We start from the raw sequence: 19,868 nt of genomic DNA on the forward strand, positions 1-19,868 counted from the left end.
GTCCTGGGGGAGGGCGGTCCCGGTTCAGCCCCGCCCCGGTTCGCGGACGTACCGCCACTCGGCTGCGAACGAGCGGTAGCCGAAGGCTGTGTTGAGCGCGAGCATCGGCGCGTTCGCGGCGTCGTTGCCGGTGAAGGCCTCGGTGCAGCCGGCGTCCCGGGCCCGGCGCAGCGAGGCCGTTTTGGCGAGCCGGGCCAGGCCCTGCCCCCGGAAGGCGCGGCGGGTGCCGGTCATGCCCGACACATAGCGGCCGAGCCCGTCGGTCACGGCCAGGCTGAAGGCGGCGACCTCGCCCCTGACGGTCACCACCGAGGTGAGGTCCAGGTCGATGTCGGGATGTTCCCAGGTGTGCCGCAGCCAGTCCTCGTAGGCCATGGCGTCGGCGGCCACATCGCCCGGCTCGTCCGTGGCGGCCTCCGCGTCGGCGGCGAACAGCGGGTACGGATCGGCGTCGAAGTCCGCGCCGGTGCACAGCCGGACGCCGGACGGGAGCGCGCGGGGCAGCGGTGGCAGGTCGGCCCCGGCGAGGTCGAGCCGCAGGAAGCGGCCCGGACGGGAGCGCCGGTAGCCGTGCCGGGTGGCGAAGGCGTGCGCGTCCGGGGTGTCGGACACCCAGGCGAAGAGGTGGGTGGCGCCGACCGCGGACAGGTGTTCCTCGGCCGAAGCCAGCAGCGCCCCGCCGGCGCCCCGCCCCCGGTGGTCGGGATGCACCTGAACGGCGGCCGCGGCCTGCCCCCGAACACTGCTGTCGTGGAGCAGTTGGGCACGGGCGGATCCGACGATCCGGCCGTCGAGTTCGGCGATGTACATCCGCAGTTCCTGTGCTGCCGGGGAGGTGGTGACGTCCCAGGCGACGCCCTGCGGGGTGGAGATCAGGAAGGGCAGCGCCACGCGCCGCAGATCGGAGACGGCCTTGGCGTCGGCCGGGCGATAGTCGCGCACGGTGATCGTCATGACGGCGGACGGTACGCCGGGGGGTGTGCCTTTGCCTCTCCTTTTCCGCGGTGGGGTGCGCGATTTGCCGTCCCTTTCCCCCGTGCCGGGGAACGCGTGGCTCGTTCCGGACGGTCCCTCCGCGGCATAGGTGGCCTCTGCAACTACCTGGGCGTACGGTCGCCACCGCAGGCCGTCGCCGGGATGCTGCGGCCCGCCGCCCACGGAGAAGGAGCCGCCCGCATGTGCGGAATCACCGGATGGATCGCCTACGACAACGACCTCACCACCCAGCGCCCCACACTTGAGGCGATGACCGAGACCATGACCTGCCGCGGCCCGGACGCCGCCGGCATCTGGCTCGACCGACACGCCGCGTTCGGCCACCGCCGGCTCGCGGTCATCGACATCGACGGCGGTAAGCAGCCCATGTCCGTCGCACACGACGGCCGCACACTGATCGTCACCACCTACAGCGGTGAGGTCTACAACTACCGCGAACTCCGCGCCGAGCTGGAGAAGCTGGGCCACGCCTTCCGCACCCGGAGCGACACCGAAGTGGTGCTGCACGCCTACCTCGAATGGGGTGAGGGTTTCGCCGCGCGGCTCAACGGCATGTTCGCGTTCGCGCTCTGGGACCCGCGGACCGAAGAACTCCTGCTGATCCGTGACCGGATGGGCATCAAGCCGCTCTACTACCACCCCACCCACGACGGCGTCCTCTTCGGCTCCGAACCCAAGGCGATCCTCGCCCACCCCTCGGTGCGTCCCACCGTCGACGCCGAGGGCCTCGCCGAGCTGATCACCTTCACCAAGACCCCCGGCCACGCCGTCTACAAGGGCATGCACGAGGTCCGGCCCGGCCATATCGTCAAGGTCGGCCGCGGCGGGGTGAAGGCCACCCGCTACTGGGCGCTGGAGGCCCGTGAGCACACCGACGACCTCGACACCACCGTCGCGCACGTCCGCGAGCTGCTCGACGACATCGTCGCCCGCCAGCTGATCGCCGACGTCCCGCTGTGCACCCTGCTCTCCGGCGGCCTCGACTCGTCCGCCATCACCGCGCTCGCCGCCAAGGCGCTGGCCGCCCAGGGCAGCGGCCCGGTCCGCTCGTTCGCCGTCGACTTCACCGGCTATACCGAGAACTTCAAGGCCGATGACCTGCGCGGCACCCCCGACGGCCCGTACGCGCACGCCCTCGCCGAGCACGTACGCTCCGACCACAACGACATCGTGCTGGACACCGCCGCCCTGATGGACCCCGGCCACCGCGCCGCCGTCCTGGCCGCCCGTGACCTGCCCAACGGCTTCGGCGACGGCGACACCTCCCTCTACCTCCTGTTCAAGGCCGTCCGTGAACAGTCGACCGTCGCGCTGTCCGGTGAATCGGCCGACGAGGTCTTCGGCGGATACCGCTGGTTCCACGACCCCGAGACCGTCAACGCCGACACCTTCCCCTGGATCGCGGCCGGCGTCTCCGGACGCTTCACCGGCGGCAACGCCACCCGCGAGGCACTCCTCGACCGCGGCCTGCTCGGCAAGCTCGACCTGCCCGGCTACGAGGACCGCCGCTACCGCGAGGCGCTCGCCGAAGTGCCGTATCTGGACAGCGACACCGGACTCCAGCGCCGGATGCGCGAGATCAGCTACCTGCACCTGACCCGCTTCGTGCAGATCCTGCTCGACCGCAAGGACCGGGCCAGCATGGCCGTCGGCCTGGAGGTCCGGGTCCCGTTCTGCGACCACCGCCTCGTCGACTACGTCTTCAACACCCCCTGGTCGATGAAGACCTTCGACGGCCGGGAGAAGTCCCTGCTGCGCGCCGCCACCCGCGATGTGCTGCCCGACCTGGTCGCCGACCGGGTCAAGAGCCCTTACCCCAGCACCCAGGACCCGCGCTACGGCGAGGCGCTGCGCACCGGACTCAAGGGCGTGGTCGCCGACCGCGACGCCCCCGTGCAGCCGCTGCTGAACTCGGTGGCCGCGGCCGAGGCCACCGCCGACGGCGCGACGTCCGACATCCGCCCCGGCGCCGAGCTGATCCTCGGCATGAACGCCTGGCTGCGGACGACCGGCACCACACTGGAGCTGTGACCCCCCCGGCGGTGCGATCCGGGGTGTGACCCGGGGGTGTGACCTCGCACGCCACCCTCCTGGGCGTACCGCCCCGCCCCGGCACCACGGGCGCTCCTGGCGCACAATGGGCGCGACGAACGCGCACCCGCCCGCCAGCACCTCCACCCGCACCAGGAGCGCCCCGTGCCACCGCAGACCCTGACGATCACCATCGACCCGGATGCGACCGAGGCGCCGTTCGAGCAGGTACGCACCCAGATCGCCGGCCAGGCCCGGGACGGCGGTCTGCCCGTCGGCTACAAACTCCCCACCGTCCGGGGCCTCGCCGAGGACCTCGGACTGGCCGCCAACACCGTCGCCAAGGCCTACCGCGCCCTGGAATCCGACGGCGTGATCGAGACCCGGGGCCGCAACGGCAGCTTCATCGCGGCGGCCGGCGAGGCCGCCGACAAGGAAGCAGCGGCGGCCGCCGAGACCTATGCGCGGCGCGCCCACCGCCTCGGCCTGGACCGGCGCGCCGCCCTCGCCGCGGTCGAGGACGCGCTGCGCGCCACCTACCCTTCGGAAGGCTGATCCCCATGCCCGGCCAGCAGGCACTCGTACGCCGCCCAGGACCCCGCATCGCCGAGGGCCTGGTCACCCATATCGACCGCCGGCCGGTGGACGCCGCGCTCGCGCTGCGCCAGTGGGAGCGCTACGTCCAGGTGCTGCGCGACCACGGCTGGCAGACCACCGAGGTGGACCCGGCCGACGACTGCCCGGACGCGGTGTTCGTCGAGGACACCATGGTCGTCTTCCGCAATGTCGCCCTCATCGCCCGCCCCGGCGCCGACCCCCGCAAGCCCGAGGCCGACGCGGCCCGCGAGGCAGCCCGCGCGCTCGGCTGCTCCCTCAACGAGGTCAGGGCTCCCGGCACCCTCGACGGCGGCGATGTGCTGAAGATCGGCGACACCGTCTACGTCGGCCGCGGCGGCCGGACCAACGCCGACGGCGTACGCCAACTCCGCTCCGCCTTCGAACCGTTGGGTGCCCGGGTCGTGGCCGTACCCGTCAGCAAGGTGCTGCACCTCAAATCCGCGGTGACCGCCCTGCCGGACGGCACCGTCATCGGCCACCCGCCGCTGGTCGACGACCCCGGCGTGTTCGGGCGGTTCCTGCCGGTCCCCGAGGAGTCCGGCGCGCATGTCGTCCTGCTCGGCGGCGGCAAGCTGCTGATGGCCGCCTCCGCGCCCCGCAGCGCGCAGCTCTTCACCGATCTCGGATATCAGCCCGTCCTCGTGGACATCGGCGAGTTCGAGAAACTGGAGGGCTGTGTGACATGCCTGTCCGTACGCCTGCGCGAGCTGTATGCCTGAACGCGCATATCGTGGCGGTATGAGCAATCTCGATCTCAAACCCGCGCCCAACCTGTGCGGGGGGAACGGACGTACGGGCCCGGTACGCGACGTCCAGCCCGGCAAGCTCGTGCCGCTCGGCGAGAGCACCGTCGTCCGCCGGCTGCTGCCCAACCTCGGCCGACGGATGGTCGGGGCCTGGTGCTTCGTCGACCACTACGGCCCCGACGACATCGCCGACGAGCCCGGAATGCAGGTGCCACCGCATCCGCACATGGGCCTGCAGACCGTCAGCTGGCTGCGTGAGGGCGAGGTGCTGCACCGCGACAGCCTCGGCAGTGTGCAGACCGTACGCCCGCGCGAACTCGGCCTGATGACCTCGGGCCGTGCCATCGCGCACTCCGAGGAGTCGCCGCACGGCCATGCCCCGCTGCTGCACGGCGCCCAGCTGTGGGTCGCGCTCCCCGGCGAACACCGCGACGCCGCCCCGGCGTTCGAGCACCACGCCGAGCTGCCGGTGATCAGCGGTGGCGGCGGCCTGTCCGCCACCGTCATCCTCGGTGAGCTGGCCGGCGCCACCTCACCCGGCACCACCTACTCCCCGCTCGTCGGCGCCGACCTCACCCTGGCCGCCGGCACGGACACCCGTCTGCCGGTCGATCCCGACTTCGAGTACGCGGCCCTGGCCATCTCCGGCGAGAGCGAGATCGACGGCATCCGCCTGGCCCCCGGCGCCCTCCTCTACCTGGGCTGCGGCCGCAACGAGCTGCCCCTGCGCGCCGACTCCGACAGCAGTCTGATGCTCCTCGGCGGCGAACCGTTCGAGGAGGACATCGTCATGTGGTGGAACTTCATCGGCCGCACCCACGAGGACATCGCCCAGGCCCGCGCAGACTGGACCGACGGCTCCCGCTTCGGCAAGGTGCAGGGCTACGACGGCGCCCCGCTGTCCGCCCCGGAACTCCCGCCGCTGCCGCTGAAGCCACGGGGGAGGGCGCGCTGACCTGCGGTGATGACGGGTTGATCGTGGTCGCGCGGGGTGGCCGTGGCCTCTGGGGATGTCCCGCGGTGAAGAGAGCAGCGGTCGCCATCAGCGCCGCCCACATGTGGCCGACCTCAAGCGATCAGGTCAGCCAGGGGGGCCGTACGGGGGCCGGTCACCGCCAAGCTCAGCGGTTGGCGAGCTGCGCCTTGTAGGCGGTCTTGCCCGAGGTGACCGTCAGCTTCGCAGGCTTCGTCGCCTCCACCGACGATGACGTCGAAGCAGGCGCGGCCGGGATCGTGGTCGCCGCGGAAGCGGTCGGGCGTGGCGAAAACGACGGCGGTCGCGGCACCGGCTGCCACAGCGGTACCGACGCGGCGGGTCATGACAGTGCCGATGAGCAACTCCGGTACGACGTCGGTCCCTTGGTCATCCCGAGCCTACGTGGAGCGCACACCGTTCCGGTATTGCCTCTTCGGGCACTGCCCCAACGGCCCATCCCACAGGGGCACTTCCCCTTCGGGAGGGGCAACTTCCGGACACTCCGCATTCGTTAAGTCCATGTACCTGCCACGCGGCGCCGCTAGGGTCGAAACCGGCGCGCGCCACAACCGGGGCACGGGGCTTCGCTGGGACCAGCGCGCGCCAGAAAGCCGACCGCTTGTGAAACGCTCCGCTCCCACCAGCGAAAACCATGACCACGACGCACGAGAGTGCCTGCTTCGAAGAAGCGGCGACACCGCGGGGCCGTTCGAGATGAGCTGGGACATCGACCGCCTCACCGACCGCGAGCGGCAGGTCCTCCTCCACCTGGCGGGAGGTCCCTCGAACAGGGAACTGGCCAAAACCCTCGGCATCGCCGAACGAACGGTCAAGGCCCACATCTCCCGCATCCTCCTCAAGCTCGGCCAGGAAACACGTCTTCAGGTCTCCGTGATCTCCGTCCTCGTCCACGCCCAGCTCTGCCCGGACACCCGCTGCCGCGTCATCCTCAACGGCATCCCCCACCAGGCCACCGACTCACCCGGACCCTGCTCCGCCCGCCGCTGATCCGCCTGGCCGCCCTCCCCGAAGGGCACTGCCCCACAGGGACCCGCCCTTTGGGGCACTGCCCCCAGGGACGTTCCCCAACCAAGATCATCCTGGCTACGGTCCCCTTCCACACGAACACAGGAAGGGAACCCGATGGCCAACCACCGCATCGCCAAAGGCGTAGGCGCCACCGCCCTCGCCCTCACCATCGGTCTGGGAGGAGCCGGCGACGCCCTCGCCTGGCAGCACTCCTACAAGACCACCGGCAACAAGACCCAGACCACCGGCGCCCACCACGTCAAGAAGGGCAAGCGCTTCCTGACGGTCTGCATCAAGGGCAATGGCAGGACCACCTTCACGGCCACCGCCTACAAGAAGGTCAAGGGCAAGGACCCCAAGGTCTTCTCCATGAGGCACAAGGACAAGTACGTCTGCTGGCTCACCGACTTCAAGAAGGTCTCCGCAGGCAAGTACTACGTCGTCCTCAAGTACCCCAAGAAGGGCAAGAAGGTGGACATCGGCGTCCGCTAGACGCCAACAAGCGTGCCCCAGGGACATGTTGTGAGCAACGGCCCTGGGGCGCGCCGTCCCCCAGCCCCCACAATCCACCGGAGATGGTGTGCGCCCCAACCTGCCCCGCACCGCGATAACCGCCGCCCTTCCCCTGCTCCTGCTCGCCACCGCCGCCACCTCACAGGCCGCCGACACCGAGCCCCGACCCGACGCCCCCAAGGCCGCGTTCGTCCTCGATGCGGCCGCAGGGACCTTCACCCCCACCGGCCGACGCGCCCCGGCCGCCCACCACGGCATACGGTCTCTGGCGACCTACGACGGCAAGGCCACCACCAGCCAGCTCCTGGCCAAGCCCGGCGCCGGGCAGGTCATCGCCGATACCACCATGGCCAACTCGCCCAACCCCAAGGAACGCGCGGCCTGGGCCGCCTCCTCGAAGTTCGTGGACCTGTCCTGGCCCGACCTGGGCGCGAAGAGCTACACCGTCACCCGCAACGGCAAGGTGCTGGCCACCACCAAGACCAACAGCTTCCGCGACACCGGCATCCGCCCCGGAAGCGAGGCGGGCTACCAGATCACCGGCGAAGCCGGCGGCCTCGGCCACACCTGGGGACTGGACGCCACCGTCCCGGTCAATGACTCCACCAAGACGCTCAAGGCCACCGCCGAAGGCCTCGAAGCCAAGGCCCGCAAGTACACCAAGACGGTCATCAACTGGCGCTCCTTCATCCGCCAGAAGTGGGTCACCGTCCCCAGCTACATCAGCAAACCCGCAGGCTGCAAGTACGGCAGCAACTACAAGTACCGTGGCGACGGACGCGGCTTCAGCCGCAAGGTCTCCGGCCCCCACTTCCGCGCCGGAGTCCGCGCCGTCATCAACTGGAACAAGTCCAAGTACTCCTACAAGCGCGGCACCGGCTGGACCAAGGTCTACACCAAAAAGGGCAAGTACGTCGCCAAGCGCAAGGCCTCCTACAAGAAGATCACCTTCAAGGCCATGACCCGCCACAACGGCAAGGACCGCGCCGTGCGCGGCGTCGTCGAAGCGACCGATCCCTTCTGCCCCAAGTCCGGTATGCGCAAGGCCGGCATCGGCGTCGTCTTCAACGCCCGCCTCGCCCGTAACGGCGACTTCTACGTCTCCGGCACATACAAGCCCGCCCCCGACCACGAGATGTACCTCTACGGCGTCAAGGGCAAGAAGCACACGACCCGGACCGTCCACCAGTCCCGCATGAGCACCCACAAGTTCAGCGGTCTCGAATGCCTCTTCGCCAAGGCCTGCGAACGCGGAACCATCGGCAACAGCGGAGGGTACTGACCGACCCCCTCCCCACCTCAACCGCCCACGATGCGAGGATGATTGCTGAGCAGCCCGCCCGGCCTGGGTGGGCCGGAAAGGAGCCCGGGCATGTTCACGCCCTGGCGTAGCGCCCTGCCCTACGCACTGTGGATCACCTTCCCGTCGTGGGCGGTCGGGATCGCCGTCACCGTCGCCGGAACCGCCGGATTCGGCGAGGACACCAACCTCACCGGAGGCGACCCGGCATCCTGGGCCCTGACCCAGGTGGCCTTCCTCACCATCTGCACCCTGACCCTGGCCACCGCCCGCCGTCTGATGACGCCGCTGCCCCGCGCTCTGGCCGTCCTGACCGACGGCATCCTCTACCTGGCTGTCTTCGGCCTCGTCCAGGCCCTGCCCGGCGCCGGCCTCGACGCCGCCCTCCTGGACGGCATGGCCATGTGGTGGTTCTGGGGCATGTTCACCTTGCAGATTCCGGCAGCCTGGGGCCTGTCCGCCTGGCGCTCCGGTCACCTCCAGGCCGTCATCAAAGCCCGCTACCGCCTCGACGGGGTGCGCCCGTGACCACACCCCGCACTCTCGCCGCCGGCGCCGCCGCCCTGGCCTGCCTGATGCTGGCAGGCTGCTCCGAGACGCCGCCCAAGATCGAACCCGGCACCGGTCTGACCCTGCCCACCCGCGCCCCCCAGGACCGGCCCGTCGCCCCCAACCTGACCGCCCCCGACCTGATGACCGGCAAGACCCTCAAGCTCAATACCTACCGGGGCAAGGTCGTCGTCCTCAACGGCTGGTCCTTCACCTGCGGCCCCTGCCGCGCCGAGACCCCCGCCCTTCAGCGCTTCCAGGACAAGAACGCCAAGAACGTCCAGGTCATCGGCCTGACCCAGGATGACAACCAGGACACCTCCAGGTCCTTCATCCGCGAGTTCAAGCTGACCTACCCCAGCTTCGCCGACCGCAACGGAAAACAGATCCTGCGCATGCCCCGAGGCGAGTTCAACCCCCAGTTCCTCCCGTACACCGCGTTCATCGACCGCAAGGGACGCCTGGCGGCCACCGTCTCCGGAACCATCACCGAAGGACGTCTGACCGCCATCACCCAGCGCCTCATCAAGGAAAAGCCGTAACCGCCCAGCCGCGGCGCGCCGTGCCCTGAACCCGCCTGGAGCGCCTGGCCATGTGCAGCGGTGCTCCGCCGCGCTGCGCAGCCCTCCCTGCCCCTCCTGCCCCGCCCGATCATCCGCACGCTCGCTCGCAGTCGGTCACGGCAGCTACGTGGCCGGTGTGGCGGTGGTGGCCAAAGGGCCAGGTTCCGGGCGGTGTTGGTCCCGGGTGCGCGCTTCCCTCCCGCGCCGGGTGGGTGCGGGGGCAGGGTGCGGAGCCGGTGGGGGTCAGCCGGTGGTGTTGCGGCGGCGGGAGAAGGTGAATACCGCGCCTGCAAGGACTGCCGCTCCGCCGGCGGACAGGGCGATGAGGGCGGTGTTGGATCCGTTGTCGTTCTTGGCGCCCTGTGCCTGTTGGTTGCTGTGGTCGGCGCAGTTCTTGGTGGAGCCTGCCTTGACCTCGATGGTGGTGCGGCCTGCGCCGGTGTCCATGACGGGGTCGTTGGGGTGGCCGGTGATCTTGACTTTGTAGCTGCCTGGTGTGGCGTCGCAGGGCACCTGTGCCTGCCCGATGGACTGCTTCTTGTCGCGGGTCAGCTTGAGGGGCCGGGCGAAGGCAGGGGACCGGGCGGTGAGGGTGCCGTTCTTCGCGATGGCGCTGAGTTCGGGTAGGGCGGTGACGCTGATGTTTTCGCCGGGGGCGAAGGGCGGGGGCTTTCGGTAGGTGTCGCCTTCGCCCCATTTGTGGGTGGCGCTGGTGATGCGCAGTTCGCTGCCGTCGTCGTAATCGTCCGCGTCGTTGCAGTTCTTGCCGGTTCCACCTGTGACCTCGAGGGTGGTGCTTCCGTCACCTGCCTTCATGGCGGGCGCGTCGTCGTGGCCGGTGATCCTGGCTTTGTAGGTGCCGGGTTCGGTGCCGCAGCGGATCTTGACCTTTCCGACGGATGTGTTCTTGGCGCCGGTCAGCTTGGCGGGGTGGGAGAAGGCCGGTGATTCGACGGTCAGGTCGCCGTCCTCCGACAGGGCGACGAGTCCGGGCAGTGCGGTGACTTCGACCTCTTCGCCGGGGTGGAAGGAGGAGTCCTTGCCCGTGGTGTCGGTGGCGCTCGTGATCGACAGTTCGCCGGAGTGGTCGTCCGCGAGGGCGGTTCCGGCGCTACCGGCGGTGAGGGCGGTCAGAAGGGCGGCGGTGGTGGCGAGGGCAGCGCGTGATGGGGTCATCGTTCCTCGGGTCGGTGAGTACAGGATGCTGCTGTGTAGGGGCAGATGGCCGTGGGACCGGGAAGGTTGCCTACTTCTTGGCGGCGCGGAAGAGCGTGAAGGCGAACTTGCCGAAGGCGGGGGCGTAGGAGATGCGGTGATTGGGTCCGCCCTTCCCCAGTCCGCCGAGGCTGCCGATGACGCGGCCGGTGCCCGTCCTCTTGTTGTAGCCGACGACCCAGGGGCTTCCGGAGGTCCCGCCGTAGAAGCCGGCGCAGCTCATGCGCATCTGCTTGTATCCGGTGAGCTTTTGGGTGGAGGTGCGGCAGAAGATGGGGCGTCCCTTTTTGTTGTGCTGGTAGTTGGGATAGCCCATGACGGTGACCTTGTGCCGGAAGCCCTTGGCTGCGGTCAGGGTGAGGGCGGCTTTGGTGGCCTGCTGCACCCTCTTGCCCTTGCTGTTGGTTCCCAGGCGGGCGAACGCGTAGTCGTAGCTGGAGGTTCGGTTGTTCCTGGGGTTGTACTTGTCCCGGAACCAGCTGTTGACGGGGAAGTACCCGTAAGGGGCCTTGGTCTTGGCGGCTCCGTTGTACTTCGGGATGAAGGCGCTCTTTGTGCTGCCGTAGGTGCAGTGCGCCGCGGTCAGGGCGACGTCTTTACGAGGGCTGTTGATCACGCTTCCTGAGCAGAACCGGTGCTTACCGTTTTTTTCGTAGAAGAACGTGCCGACGGTGCTGGTGCCCCTGAAGTAGGAGGCCTTGTTCCCCTTCAGCTCGGCGGCACTTGTGGGCGGCGCGGCGCCCTTGGAGGTTTCGGGTGTGGCCCCGGCCATCCGCTGGGGTGTCCAGTAGGCAGCCGCGGCCTTGGCGGTCCATCTCTCTCCGGCGTTGACCGTGGTGACGGAGGGCGCGGGGGAGGCGGGGGAGCCTCTGCGGGGTGCGGGTTCGGCGGCGTGGGTGAGCGTGGTGGTGAGCAGAGCCGTGGAAAGGGTCGCGGTAACGACGAGCGGTATACCCCGTTTGGTGCGCATGGCGTGGTTCTCCCGGATCTTTGCGCTTGTGGTGCGGCGTTGACCGTAAGTGACGATGCCCGGGTGGCGATATTGGCCAAAGGGGCAAGTGAGGCGGGGTGCAGGGTGTGGGGATACGCGGCCTCATGAGGCAGAAATATGGCGGAGCGTGGCGGTGGGGGCCGTGATGGTGGCCGTGACCGCGTGGTCGGGGTGCAAGGCGGGGGCTACCTGCCGCGCCGCTGGAACCTGACGCCGGCGACGCCGCGGACCGCCTCGCCGACCGCACGAACATCTGGCACCACCGGGAGGCCCCCACCCGCCTCCGGGCCGTTGAGGAACTCGTCACCGGGGCGTATGCCGTGCACGGCGTCACGAGCGATGCCGCCACACAAAAGGCCCCGGCCCGCAAGCACGCGGGCCGGGGCTTCCTTCTTGCTCGGCCGGTAAGCCGGAACCTACTCCTCAGCTGCGCCGGTCTTGCGGCGCCGGGTCCTGGCCGCGAGCACACGAAGAGGTCCGCACCACCCGATCAGGTAGCGGTGCGGGCCTCTCCGTCAGCCTGCTGCACCCCCCACAGGGGCAGCGGCCGTCCCTCGGCCCTGGAAGGCAACGGGGGAAGCTTCAAGGGCCGGTGACACGTCCCGCAGTCAACCGGCGTGGCCGGCTGCCCCATGACGAGGGACAAAGGGCCTGGGGGGTGGCCCTTTCCGCGGGACGCGCGATCCAGTGGGTCCTAGGAGTTGGCGAGCCGGGTCTGGAAAGCGGCCTTCGCGGTGCCGGTCACCGAGTGGGCCTTGAGCAGGTTGCCCTTGCCCGCCGATCGGACCTTCGGGGCCGCCACGATCTTCGACGTGAACTGTGCCTTCGGGCCACGGGTGTCGGGCTCGGTGTCGATGCTGCGGATGCTGAACGCCGCGTTGACGTTCTTCACCTTCGTGCCGACGTCCTTGATGGTCGGGTTCTTCTTCGCCTGATACTTCACGAACGTCGTGGTGGACGTGACCGGGATGTTGTAGATCCGCTCCGTGAACCGGCTGGTGATCTGCGTGTTCCAGCCTCGGGCCTTCACCCCGCGCTTGACGGACACCTCCCTCACGAACGACACGGCGCCGTTGTGGCGGGTGACCTTCTTGGCGCGGCTCGCCTTCGTCCCGGCCAGCGACCCGGTGAACGCCTTCAGCACCTTGCGGTCCTGAAGCTGCTTGACGAAGGTGGCCTGCTTGTTCTTCGGCAGCGCCTTGAACGCCTTCAGCGTGCTGTTCTGGCGGTGCTGCTTGAGGTACGACACGTATCCGCCGACGGTGAGCTTGCTCTTGGCCGGGGCGGCGACAGCAGCCTGCTTCGTCTCGGCCACCTTCTGGGTGGTGTCCATGGCGTGCGCGGACGGCGCGATGACCGCAGCGGCAGCCGCTGCGGACACCAGGACGGTGGCGGTACGGCGAGCAGTGTGCTTCACGGAATTCTCCTTGGGTTGGCTGACCTTGTCGTGGTACGACTTCGCTGTGGTGCGGCAGTTGGCGCGGTGCGCTGCCGTCTTCCCTGGTTGCTTGGCGCACTGCCGCCGCAAGCCGAACAGGAACGCCCTGTCGACGCGCCCCTCGGGCCCCGACCCGGCGAACGCCTTCTTCTTGCCGATCAGCGCCTCGTGGTGGCGGTAGCTGACGTCATGCCGGGCGCGGGGCTCCTGATGCTCCGGCCAGAGCTGTCAGCCCTGCCCCGATACCCGCACGTGGTGCGATGCGTGATCTTCGCATCCGGTGACCCCCGTCTCTGCTCCCTCTCAACGGTAGGCAGCGGGAGGTCAGTTGAGTATCGGATCTTCGGGCAGTGACCTGTGAGGCAGTGCCCGAAGGGACACCGGCGGCCCTTCACCCGTCGCGTCCGCGGGACGCCCGGCAGCACACCGCCGTACACGGCTCAGCAGCGGCGTCCTGCGGTACAGGGGCGCACACGAACCGCTGCCCCTGCCCTCCGGATAGCGCGGCGCCGCCCATGGCCGTGCCCCCCGCCCCCGCCCGTGCTCAGAGGTAGAGCCCCGCATCCGCCCCCGCGTCCTGGGCCGGCACCGATGCCGGGCGGGTGCCGCGTCGTAGGGCGTAGAGCTCGGCGAGGGTGCTGCCGTCGCGGCCGAGTCCCTCGTCCGTGCCGAGCCAGTTGGCCGACTCCGTACGGGTCAGCGGGCCGACCTCGATACGGGCCAGGCAGCGGCCGGGACGGACGACCGCGGGGTGCATGCGCTCCAGGTCCTCGTTCGTGGTGACGCCGACCAGGACCTTGCGGCCCTGGCCCAGCAGGCCGTCCGTCAGGTTGAGCAGCCGGGACAGCGCCTGGCCCGCGGTGTGCTTGGCCTCGCCGCGGATCAGCTCGTCGCAGTCCTCCAGGAGGAGCAGCCGCCAGCGTCCCTTGCCGGTGCTGTCCTCCTCGCCGATGGCGATGTCCATGAGGTAGCCGACGTCGTTGAACAGCCGTTCCGGGTCGAGCACGCAGTCCACCTGGCACCAGTCCCGCCACGAGCGGGCCAGGGTGCGCAGGGCGGAGGTCTTGCCGGTGCCGGGCGGGCCGTGCAGCAACAGCAGCCGGCCAGCGATCTCGTCGGGTGACACCTTCATCAGCCGGTCCATCGCATCGGCCACCGGCGCGGTGTAGTTGGGGCGGATCTCCTCCCAGGTGCCCGCCGAGATCTGCCGCGAGGTGCGGTGCGGGCCGCGGCGCGGTGAGAAGTACCAGAAGCCCATCGCGACATTCTCCGGCTGCGGCTCCGGTTCGTCCTCCGCGCCGTCCGTCGACTGCCCGAGCACCTTCTCGGCCAGCTCATCGGTGACGGCGGTGACGGTCACATCGGCACCCTGGCTCCAGCGGGAGATCAGCAGGGTGAAGCCGTCGCCCTCGGCGAGCGTGGCGCTGCGGTCGTCGTCGCGCGCGGAGCGCAGGATCCGCGCACCGGCCGGCAGCAGCGTCAGGCCGGATTTCACCCGGTCCACGGAGCGACTGCGGGCGTACGGCTGGTCGCCGGTGGCGAACCGCCCCAGGAAGAGGGCGTCGACGACATCGGAGGGGGAATCGCTGTCGTCCAGGTTCAGACGGATCGGAAGGGACTCCTCGGCGGCGGGCGGCTGGACGTGATCGGCACACATGCCGTCATGATCTGTCACGCCGCCGCCCCGCGTACACGCATTATCCCGGCGTTTCCCCGGGGGCGGAAATGAACTGTTACCCAGAAAAAGGGCTTTCCGGGCGGAAGGATGGCTACCCTTACATCTTGTGCGACGTCTTGGTGGGGAGCGTCAGGGGCGGGATGGGCAAGGCCGGCAACCGGGAGGGCGGCAACGCGCCTTCCGGAAGGGGCGGAGTGCGGTCATGGCCCTCCTTGCCGGGATGGCGGTGCTGGCGGCACTGCTGGCGAGATGCGGGGGCCCGGACGGGCAGGGGGCGGACCACAAGCATCCGGCGCGCCCCGGGGCCGTGCGGCCCGTCGTGGGGTGGGGGTTCACCCACACCCAGTTCAGCGCCGACCAGGGCGCCGACAGTGCGACCGAGCGGGCGGCGCGGATGCTGTCCGACGTCCCGATGCCGCAGAACCAGCACATCATGGGCTGGGGCGCGGACAACCCCGAACCGTCCCCGGGCCGCTACGACTTCGCCGACCTCGACCGCCGGGTCGCGCTGATCCGTGCCACCGGCGGCACGCCCGTACTGACCCTGTGCTGCGCCCCGGACTGGATGAAGGGCGGCGCGGCGGGTCACACCGACTGGGGCACGCTGGAGAAGGCCCCCGACCCCTCGCACTACGCGGACTTCGCCGCCCTCGCCGGAAAGATCGCCCGGCGCTACCCGGACATCCGGCACTTCATCGTCTGGAACGAATTCAAGGGATTCTTCGACGACGCCAAGGGCCGCTGGAATTACGAGGGTTACACCCGGCTCTACAACCTCGTCCACCGCGAGCTGAAGAAGGCGGACCAGGACAATCAGGTGGGCGGCCCCTATCTGGTGATGGACAGCTATGTACCGGGGGACACCACCTACGCCTCCGCGCTGAAGGGCCCCTGGGGAAGCGTCGACCAGCGCACCCTCGACGCCCTGGCGTACTGGAACCGCCACAAGAGCGGCGCGGACTTCCTCGTCGTCGACGGTTCCAGCTACAGCAAGGACGATCACTACGCCCCCGACCCGTTCGCCGCCACCCGCAAGTTCGCCGATGTGGGGCGCTGGGTGCGCAAGGAGACCGGGCTGCCGCTGTGGTGGGCGGAGTGGTACGTCGAGGTCGCGGACGAGAGCGACGACCGCGACGGCTGGAGCGAGCGCAAACGCACCGCGGCCCAGGCCGCCGCCCTCATCGAGATGGTGCGGGGCGGCGCCTCCGGCGGCCTCTACTGGAACCCGCAGAACGAGGGCGCCGACTGCCCGGGATGCCTGTGGCGCAGCACCGAACTGTCCGACGGCGGAGCCAAGTTGCCGATGATGGACCTGTTGTCCCGCTTCTCGCGCAGCTTCCCGCCCGGGGTCCGGCTGCAGGACATCGGCGTCGAGGTGGCGGGCGGTGACCTCACGAAGGTGCGGGTGCTGGCCGACGCCCGTACGGCGCTGATCGTCAACACCACCGGCCGCCGGGTGGAGGCGACGGTCGGCAAGGAGGATGTGACGCTCGGCGGGTATGAGGTGCGGTGGCTGACGAGATAGGGGAAGCGGGGGAGCAGCAGGGGAGGGGCGGCGGGCCGGGCGGTCAGGACATGGTGAGGAAGCGCTGGGCCAGCGAGGCCAGGAAGAGCAGCAGCAGGGGCATCGCGAACCAGAACGACATCTGCAGGCGGCGCTGTTGGCGTGCGTCCGGCGGGGTGGCGACCCGCAGCACCTCGCGGGCCGTCAGCAGCACGATCAGCACCACCGCGGCCAGCGCGCCGGTCACCGACCACCAGCTCCAGGTCACCTGCGGGCCGACCGGTCCGGGGCGGGGCGCCGGCGCCGCCCCCGGCGGCCGCTGCTTCAGCTCGTACACCGCCGCATGGTCGTTGGACAGCACCCGGCGCAGGTCGGGGCGGGCGTCCAGGGCGGCCCGCAGCCGCTCTTCCCAGCGGGCCGGGTAGCCCGCGTCCAGTCGCAGTGACTCCGACTGTCCGTGGTTGACGATGAGGTACGACTGCGGGCCGGCATCCCGCAGGGACGCGACGACGGGGGCGACGAGGGCCGGGTCGCGGGGCGCGGGCGTCGGCTCGTAGAGCACCCGCTCCATGTCCTTGGCGCCCCAGGGCATCGCGGGCGTGACGTTGTCGACCGGGTCGTCGGTCAGCCACAGCAGCCGGGCCGTGGGGCGGTCATGGGCGTAGACGTAGTCCATCGCCGCGACCTCGCCCGGTCGGATCCGCTCGAACGGTTCGTTGCCCCAGCGGGCGACGAGGAATCCCAGGGCGAGCACCAGCCCCGCCAGCAGCGCGGCGAGCGGGCCGAGGCCGCGGCGGGCGGTCCCGTCCCGCGGGAAGAGGGCCAGTGCCGCCAGTACGCAGGCACCGGGCAGGGCGAACAGGAAAACCCGCAGCGCCATCTCGCCGCCGTACGACTGCATCCCGAAGGCCAGGAACGGGACGAAGGCCAGGGCGGGCAGGGCGCGTTCGGTGAAGCCCGCCGCCCGCCTGCGCAGTACGCCCCAGCAGGCCAGTGCCAGCACGCCGCCCGCCAGCGCCACCCGGGCGTAGAGGACGAGCTTGTGGGTGCTGTCGCCGCCGCCGATCCGGTCCGTCACGGAGGAGGAGACATTGCCGCCGATGCCGCCGATCCCGCCGAACAGCTCGTCGAAGTGGCCCGACCAGTAGGGCTCGGCCAGGAACCCCACCCAGGCCGCGACCAGCACGCCGAGCAGCAGCGGCAGCCCGCGCAGGGTGCTGCGGCGGGCGAGCACCAGCACGGTCAGGACGCCGAGCATCACGAACGGGGTGAGCTGGTGACCCGCCACCGACGCGGCGAACAGCGCGACCACCACGGCCAGCAGCGCGGCGAGCTGACCGCGGCCGGCCGGCCGTACCTCCGCCTCGCCCGGCTGCCGGGCCGGCCGGCGGCCGCCGCGCGGCTCGGGGCCGCCGTCCGGCAGCGGGCGGGCCGCCCGGAACCAGACCAACAGGATCGCCACGAACGCCAGATAGAAGAGATAGGTGAAGCCCTGCGGGGAGAAGTAGTCCTGGCCCACCCAGCCGCACAGCGCGAACATCCAGGCCGCGCACCACTTCGCCCGCCAGCTCGCCCGTACCGCCTTCAGCAGCAGGAACAGCGGTGCGAGATAAAGGAGCTGGACGGTCAGTGGCCACCAGCGCAGCACCTCGGTGAAGTCCGTGACGCCGCACGCCTCGGCGAGGAACTGCACCCCGGCGAAGAACCCCGGCCAGCTCCAGCGGGCGTCCAGGTCCGGGACCGCGGAGCCCGTCCTGCCGAGGTAGTCGAGGAAGCCGAGATGCTGCCAGGCCGTGGCGAAACGCGGCTCGGTCTCCAATACGGCCGGCAGCGCGTGCAGCGCCACCACCGTCAGCAGGAGGACGGCGGTCAGCAGGACACGCTGCGGCCGGGGCAGCCACAGGGCGCAGCCGAAAGCCGTCACGAGCAGGGCGACGCCGAGCAGGGTGGCCGCGGGCAGCACGGAGATCAGGCCGAGCCCGTTCATCCGGTCCAGATCGGCGTCGCCCATGCCCCGCAGCGGCAGCCAGAACAGTGCGAGGGCGGCGGCGAGGAGGCACCAGACCCCCACGACGGGCCCGACCGCCCGGACCGCCGAACGGGAGGCGGGCGCCCAACGGGAGCGGGCCGCCCATCGGGAGCGGAGGCGGGCGAGAACCTCCGTGCCCGAACCGCCGGATCCGCTTGCCCTGTCGGTGTCGTCCGGCCCGCCGGCCGCGTCCGCCCCGTACGCGACGCCCGCCCCGGGCGCATCCCCGAGGTCGCCGTGCACGGCGAGGTCCGCGAGGTCACCGTCCGGCGCCGGCCCGTCCGCGGGGGCCCGGACCCACTGCGGGGCGGGGCGGCCGCGCAGCACCCGGCCGAGCCGCCGGCCGGCGATCGCGACGATCACGGCCAGGCCGGTGATCTCCGCGACACCGGCCCCCGTCAGCCCCATCCGCGGCAGCAGCAACAGCGTCAGCCCCAGCACCAGGACGCACAACAGGCCCTGCAGCCAGGCGAGCCCCAGGGTGCGGCTCTGCGCGCGCAGCACCGCGAAGTACACCTCCATGACGACCCGCAGTGCCGCGCCGACCGCGAGCCAGCGCAGCAGCGGGGTCGCCGCCTGGGCGTATCCCGGGCCGAACACGCCCAGCAGGTACGGCGCGAGAACGAACAGGAAGCCGCAGACCGGGATCATGATGCGGGCCATCCGCCGCAGCGCGGCCCGGGTGTCCTGGGCCAGCCGCGCCGGATCGTGCGCCCCCTCGACGGTCAGTGAGGCGCCCATGTTGATGGCGAGCAGATTGACCGTGCCGCCGATCACGGTCGTGATGTAGAAGTAGGCGTTGTCCGCCGCGCTGACCTGCGAGGCGACCAGTACCGGTACGAGATAGACCACGGCGAGCGAGAACAGCGAACCGGTGTAGTCACCGGCCAGGAAGCGGCCCAACTCCCCCCGGGACGGCGGCCGGGCGATCCGCGCCGTGGCCGCCGCATGCCGGGGGATCAGCCGCCGGAACACCAGCAGACCCAGCGGAATCACCGAGACCGCGATCGCCGCCACCCAGGAGACGAAGACCCCCGCGGTCGGGATCGCCGCCGCGAACACCACCAGCAGCCCCAGTTTCACCGCGGAGAAGCTGAGGTTGCCCACCGGCACCCACCACGCGCTGCGCAGCCCCGTGAGCACCCCGTCCTGCAGGGTGAGCAGGGACCAGGCGACGACGGCGAGCAGGAAGCCGAGGCCGTTCAGCGGACCGTGCAGAAAGCGGTACGAGGGCCCCCAGAGGTCGAGGGTGAGGAGGAAGACGGTGGCGGCGACGGCCACCACGGCCGAACTTCCCGCGTACGTACGCACGACCAGCCGGCCGGTGGCGCGCCCGGCGACCGGGATGAAGCGGGCCAGCGCGCCGGTCAGCGTCAGTGCCGTCAGCCCGGCCAGCAGCTTCATCGCGGCGATCGCGGCCGATCCCTGGCCGACCGCGGCCTCCGTGTAGAAGCGGGCCGCGACCAGCCAGAATCCCAGGCCGAGCAGCCCGGAGACACCGGTGTTGAGCATCAGGGCGTAGGCGTTGCGGAACAGCGGGCTCCGGCCGCTCGGCGCCGGGGCGCCCGGCTCCCGGCCGTCCCCCCGCCGCTCCGGTTCCGTCCGCTCCCCGGACCGGGTGGTCGTGTCAGACACTGGTTTCGCTGCCCTTCCTTCCGCCATCGGCGGACCGCACGTCTCTCCCCACCGGAC

Annotated in this window: 16 protein-coding genes; 10 read left to right on the forward strand and 6 right to left on the reverse strand. The window is 70.6% G+C overall.

Annotated elements, in window-relative coordinates; translation table 11 throughout:
- Window positions 1-24: 24 nt before the first annotated feature.
- Window positions 25-954 (reverse strand): GNAT family N-acetyltransferase, encoded by a 930-nt coding sequence (locus ACIRQ7_RS22725; RefSeq protein ID WP_404264653.1) that lies wholly within the window; start codon window positions 952-954, stop codon window positions 25-27.
- 222 nt (window positions 955-1,176) lie between these two features.
- Between ACIRQ7_RS22725 and asnB the strand changes: the two genes are divergently transcribed.
- From asnB to ACIRQ7_RS22770, 9 genes are all read left to right on the forward strand, one after another.
- Entirely contained in the window at window positions 1,177-3,027 is a 1,851-nt protein-coding gene (gene asnB / locus ACIRQ7_RS22730) for an asparagine synthase (glutamine-hydrolyzing) (RefSeq protein WP_404264654.1), read from the forward strand.
- 165 nt (window positions 3,028-3,192) lie between these two features.
- Window positions 3,193-3,582: a GntR family transcriptional regulator gene (locus ACIRQ7_RS22735; protein WP_401473779.1), complete on the forward strand. Its 390-nt coding sequence runs from the start codon at window positions 3,193-3,195 to the stop codon at window positions 3,580-3,582.
- Window positions 3,583-3,587: 5 nt separating this feature from the next.
- The gene (gene ddaH, locus ACIRQ7_RS22740) at window positions 3,588-4,364 is read left to right on the forward strand and encodes a dimethylargininase (RefSeq protein WP_404264655.1); all 777 of its coding nucleotides are present in this window, start codon (window positions 3,588-3,590) and stop codon (window positions 4,362-4,364) included.
- A 19-nt stretch (window positions 4,365-4,383) separates the two neighbouring features.
- On the forward strand, window positions 4,384-5,346 hold the full coding sequence (locus ACIRQ7_RS22745; RefSeq protein WP_404264656.1) for a pirin family protein: 963 nt from the start codon (window positions 4,384-4,386) through the stop codon (window positions 5,344-5,346).
- Window positions 5,347-6,081: 735 nt separating this feature from the next.
- Complete coding sequence (locus ACIRQ7_RS22750; protein WP_404264657.1) at window positions 6,082-6,375, forward strand: LuxR C-terminal-related transcriptional regulator; 294 nt, start codon at window positions 6,082-6,084, stop codon at window positions 6,373-6,375.
- A gap of 135 nt (window positions 6,376-6,510) precedes the next feature.
- The gene (locus tag ACIRQ7_RS22755; RefSeq protein ID WP_401473768.1) at window positions 6,511-6,888 is read left to right on the forward strand and encodes a hypothetical protein; all 378 of its coding nucleotides are present in this window, start codon (window positions 6,511-6,513) and stop codon (window positions 6,886-6,888) included.
- 88 nt (window positions 6,889-6,976) lie between these two features.
- Window positions 6,977-8,191 carry a hypothetical protein gene (locus tag ACIRQ7_RS22760; RefSeq protein ID WP_404264658.1) on the forward strand — a complete coding sequence of 405 codons (1,215 nt, stop codon included), beginning with the start codon at window positions 6,977-6,979 and terminating at the stop codon, window positions 8,189-8,191.
- A 90-nt stretch (window positions 8,192-8,281) separates the two neighbouring features.
- On the forward strand, window positions 8,282-8,737 hold the full coding sequence (locus ACIRQ7_RS22765; RefSeq protein WP_404264659.1) for a hypothetical protein: 456 nt from the start codon (window positions 8,282-8,284) through the stop codon (window positions 8,735-8,737).
- Window positions 8,734-9,300: a TlpA family protein disulfide reductase gene (locus tag ACIRQ7_RS22770; RefSeq protein WP_404264660.1), complete on the forward strand. Its 567-nt coding sequence runs from the start codon at window positions 8,734-8,736 to the stop codon at window positions 9,298-9,300. Before ACIRQ7_RS22765 ends, ACIRQ7_RS22770 begins: the two co-directional genes overlap by 4 nt.
- Window positions 9,301-9,564: 264 nt before the next feature.
- Here the strand turns inward: ACIRQ7_RS22770 and ACIRQ7_RS22775 are convergent, their stop codons facing one another.
- The 4 genes from ACIRQ7_RS22775 to ACIRQ7_RS22790 all read right to left on the reverse strand — a co-directional run bounded on the left by ACIRQ7_RS22775 (window position 9,565) and on the right by ACIRQ7_RS22790 (window position 14,622).
- Window positions 9,565-10,497: a hypothetical protein gene (locus ACIRQ7_RS22775; RefSeq protein WP_404264661.1), complete on the reverse strand. Its 933-nt coding sequence runs from the start codon at window positions 10,495-10,497 to the stop codon at window positions 9,565-9,567.
- A gap of 70 nt (window positions 10,498-10,567) precedes the next feature.
- Entirely contained in the window at window positions 10,568-11,506 is a 939-nt protein-coding gene (locus ACIRQ7_RS22780; RefSeq protein ID WP_404264662.1) for a trypsin-like serine peptidase, read from the reverse strand.
- A gap of 715 nt (window positions 11,507-12,221) precedes the next feature.
- Window positions 12,222-12,944, reverse strand: coding sequence for a hypothetical protein (locus ACIRQ7_RS22785; RefSeq protein ID WP_401473751.1), 723 nt, complete (start codon window positions 12,942-12,944; stop codon window positions 12,222-12,224).
- A 565-nt stretch (window positions 12,945-13,509) separates the two neighbouring features.
- A complete protein-coding gene (locus tag ACIRQ7_RS22790) occupies window positions 13,510-14,622 on the reverse strand; it encodes a DUF5925 domain-containing protein (protein WP_404264663.1) in 1,113 nt (370 codons plus the stop codon).
- Between the two features lie 223 nt (window positions 14,623-14,845).
- Here ACIRQ7_RS22790 and ACIRQ7_RS22795 point away from each other — a divergent pair, with 223 nt between their 5' ends.
- Window positions 14,846-16,168, forward strand: coding sequence for a xylan 1,4-beta-xylosidase (locus ACIRQ7_RS22795; protein ID WP_404264664.1), 1,323 nt, complete (start codon window positions 14,846-14,848; stop codon window positions 16,166-16,168).
- Window positions 16,169-16,211: 43 nt separating this feature from the next.
- On the opposite strand, the gene ACIRQ7_RS22800 is transcribed toward ACIRQ7_RS22795, so the two are convergent.
- Window positions 16,212-19,811 (reverse strand): lipopolysaccharide biosynthesis protein, encoded by a 3,600-nt coding sequence (locus ACIRQ7_RS22800; RefSeq protein ID WP_404264665.1) that lies wholly within the window; start codon window positions 19,809-19,811, stop codon window positions 16,212-16,214.
- Window positions 19,812-19,868: the final 57 nt, after the last annotated feature.

Source organism: Streptomyces sp. NPDC101393 (genome assembly GCF_044767385.1).
In the GTDB taxonomy this organism is placed as follows: Bacteria; Actinomycetota; Actinomycetes; order Streptomycetales; family Streptomycetaceae; genus Streptomyces.

Coding starts and splice junctions, on each gene's coding strand:
- ACIRQ7_RS22745 (WP_404264656.1), top strand. CDS start 4,384: ATGAGCAATCTCGATCTCAAACCCGCGCCCAACCTGTGCGGGGGGAAC.
- ACIRQ7_RS22750 (WP_404264657.1), top strand. CDS start 6,082: ATGAGCTGGGACATCGACCGCCTCACCGACCGCGAGCGGCAGGTCCTC.
- ACIRQ7_RS22755 (WP_401473768.1), top strand. CDS start 6,511: ATGGCCAACCACCGCATCGCCAAAGGCGTAGGCGCCACCGCCCTCGCC.
- ACIRQ7_RS22780 (WP_404264662.1), bottom strand. CDS start 11,506: ATGCGCACCAAACGGGGTATACCGCTCGTCGTTACCGCGACCCTTTCC.
- ACIRQ7_RS22765 (WP_404264659.1), top strand. CDS start 8,282: ATGTTCACGCCCTGGCGTAGCGCCCTGCCCTACGCACTGTGGATCACC.
- asnB (WP_404264654.1), top strand. CDS start 1,177: ATGTGCGGAATCACCGGATGGATCGCCTACGACAACGACCTCACCACC.
- ACIRQ7_RS22795 (WP_404264664.1), top strand. CDS start 14,846: ATGGCCCTCCTTGCCGGGATGGCGGTGCTGGCGGCACTGCTGGCGAGA.
- ddaH (WP_404264655.1), top strand. CDS start 3,588: ATGCCCGGCCAGCAGGCACTCGTACGCCGCCCAGGACCCCGCATCGCC.
- ACIRQ7_RS22725 (WP_404264653.1), bottom strand. CDS start 954: ATGACGATCACCGTGCGCGACTATCGCCCGGCCGACGCCAAGGCCGTC.
- ACIRQ7_RS22775 (WP_404264661.1), bottom strand. CDS start 10,497: ATGACCCCATCACGCGCTGCCCTCGCCACCACCGCCGCCCTTCTGACC.
- ACIRQ7_RS22790 (WP_404264663.1), bottom strand. CDS start 14,622: ATGTGTGCCGATCACGTCCAGCCGCCCGCCGCCGAGGAGTCCCTTCCG.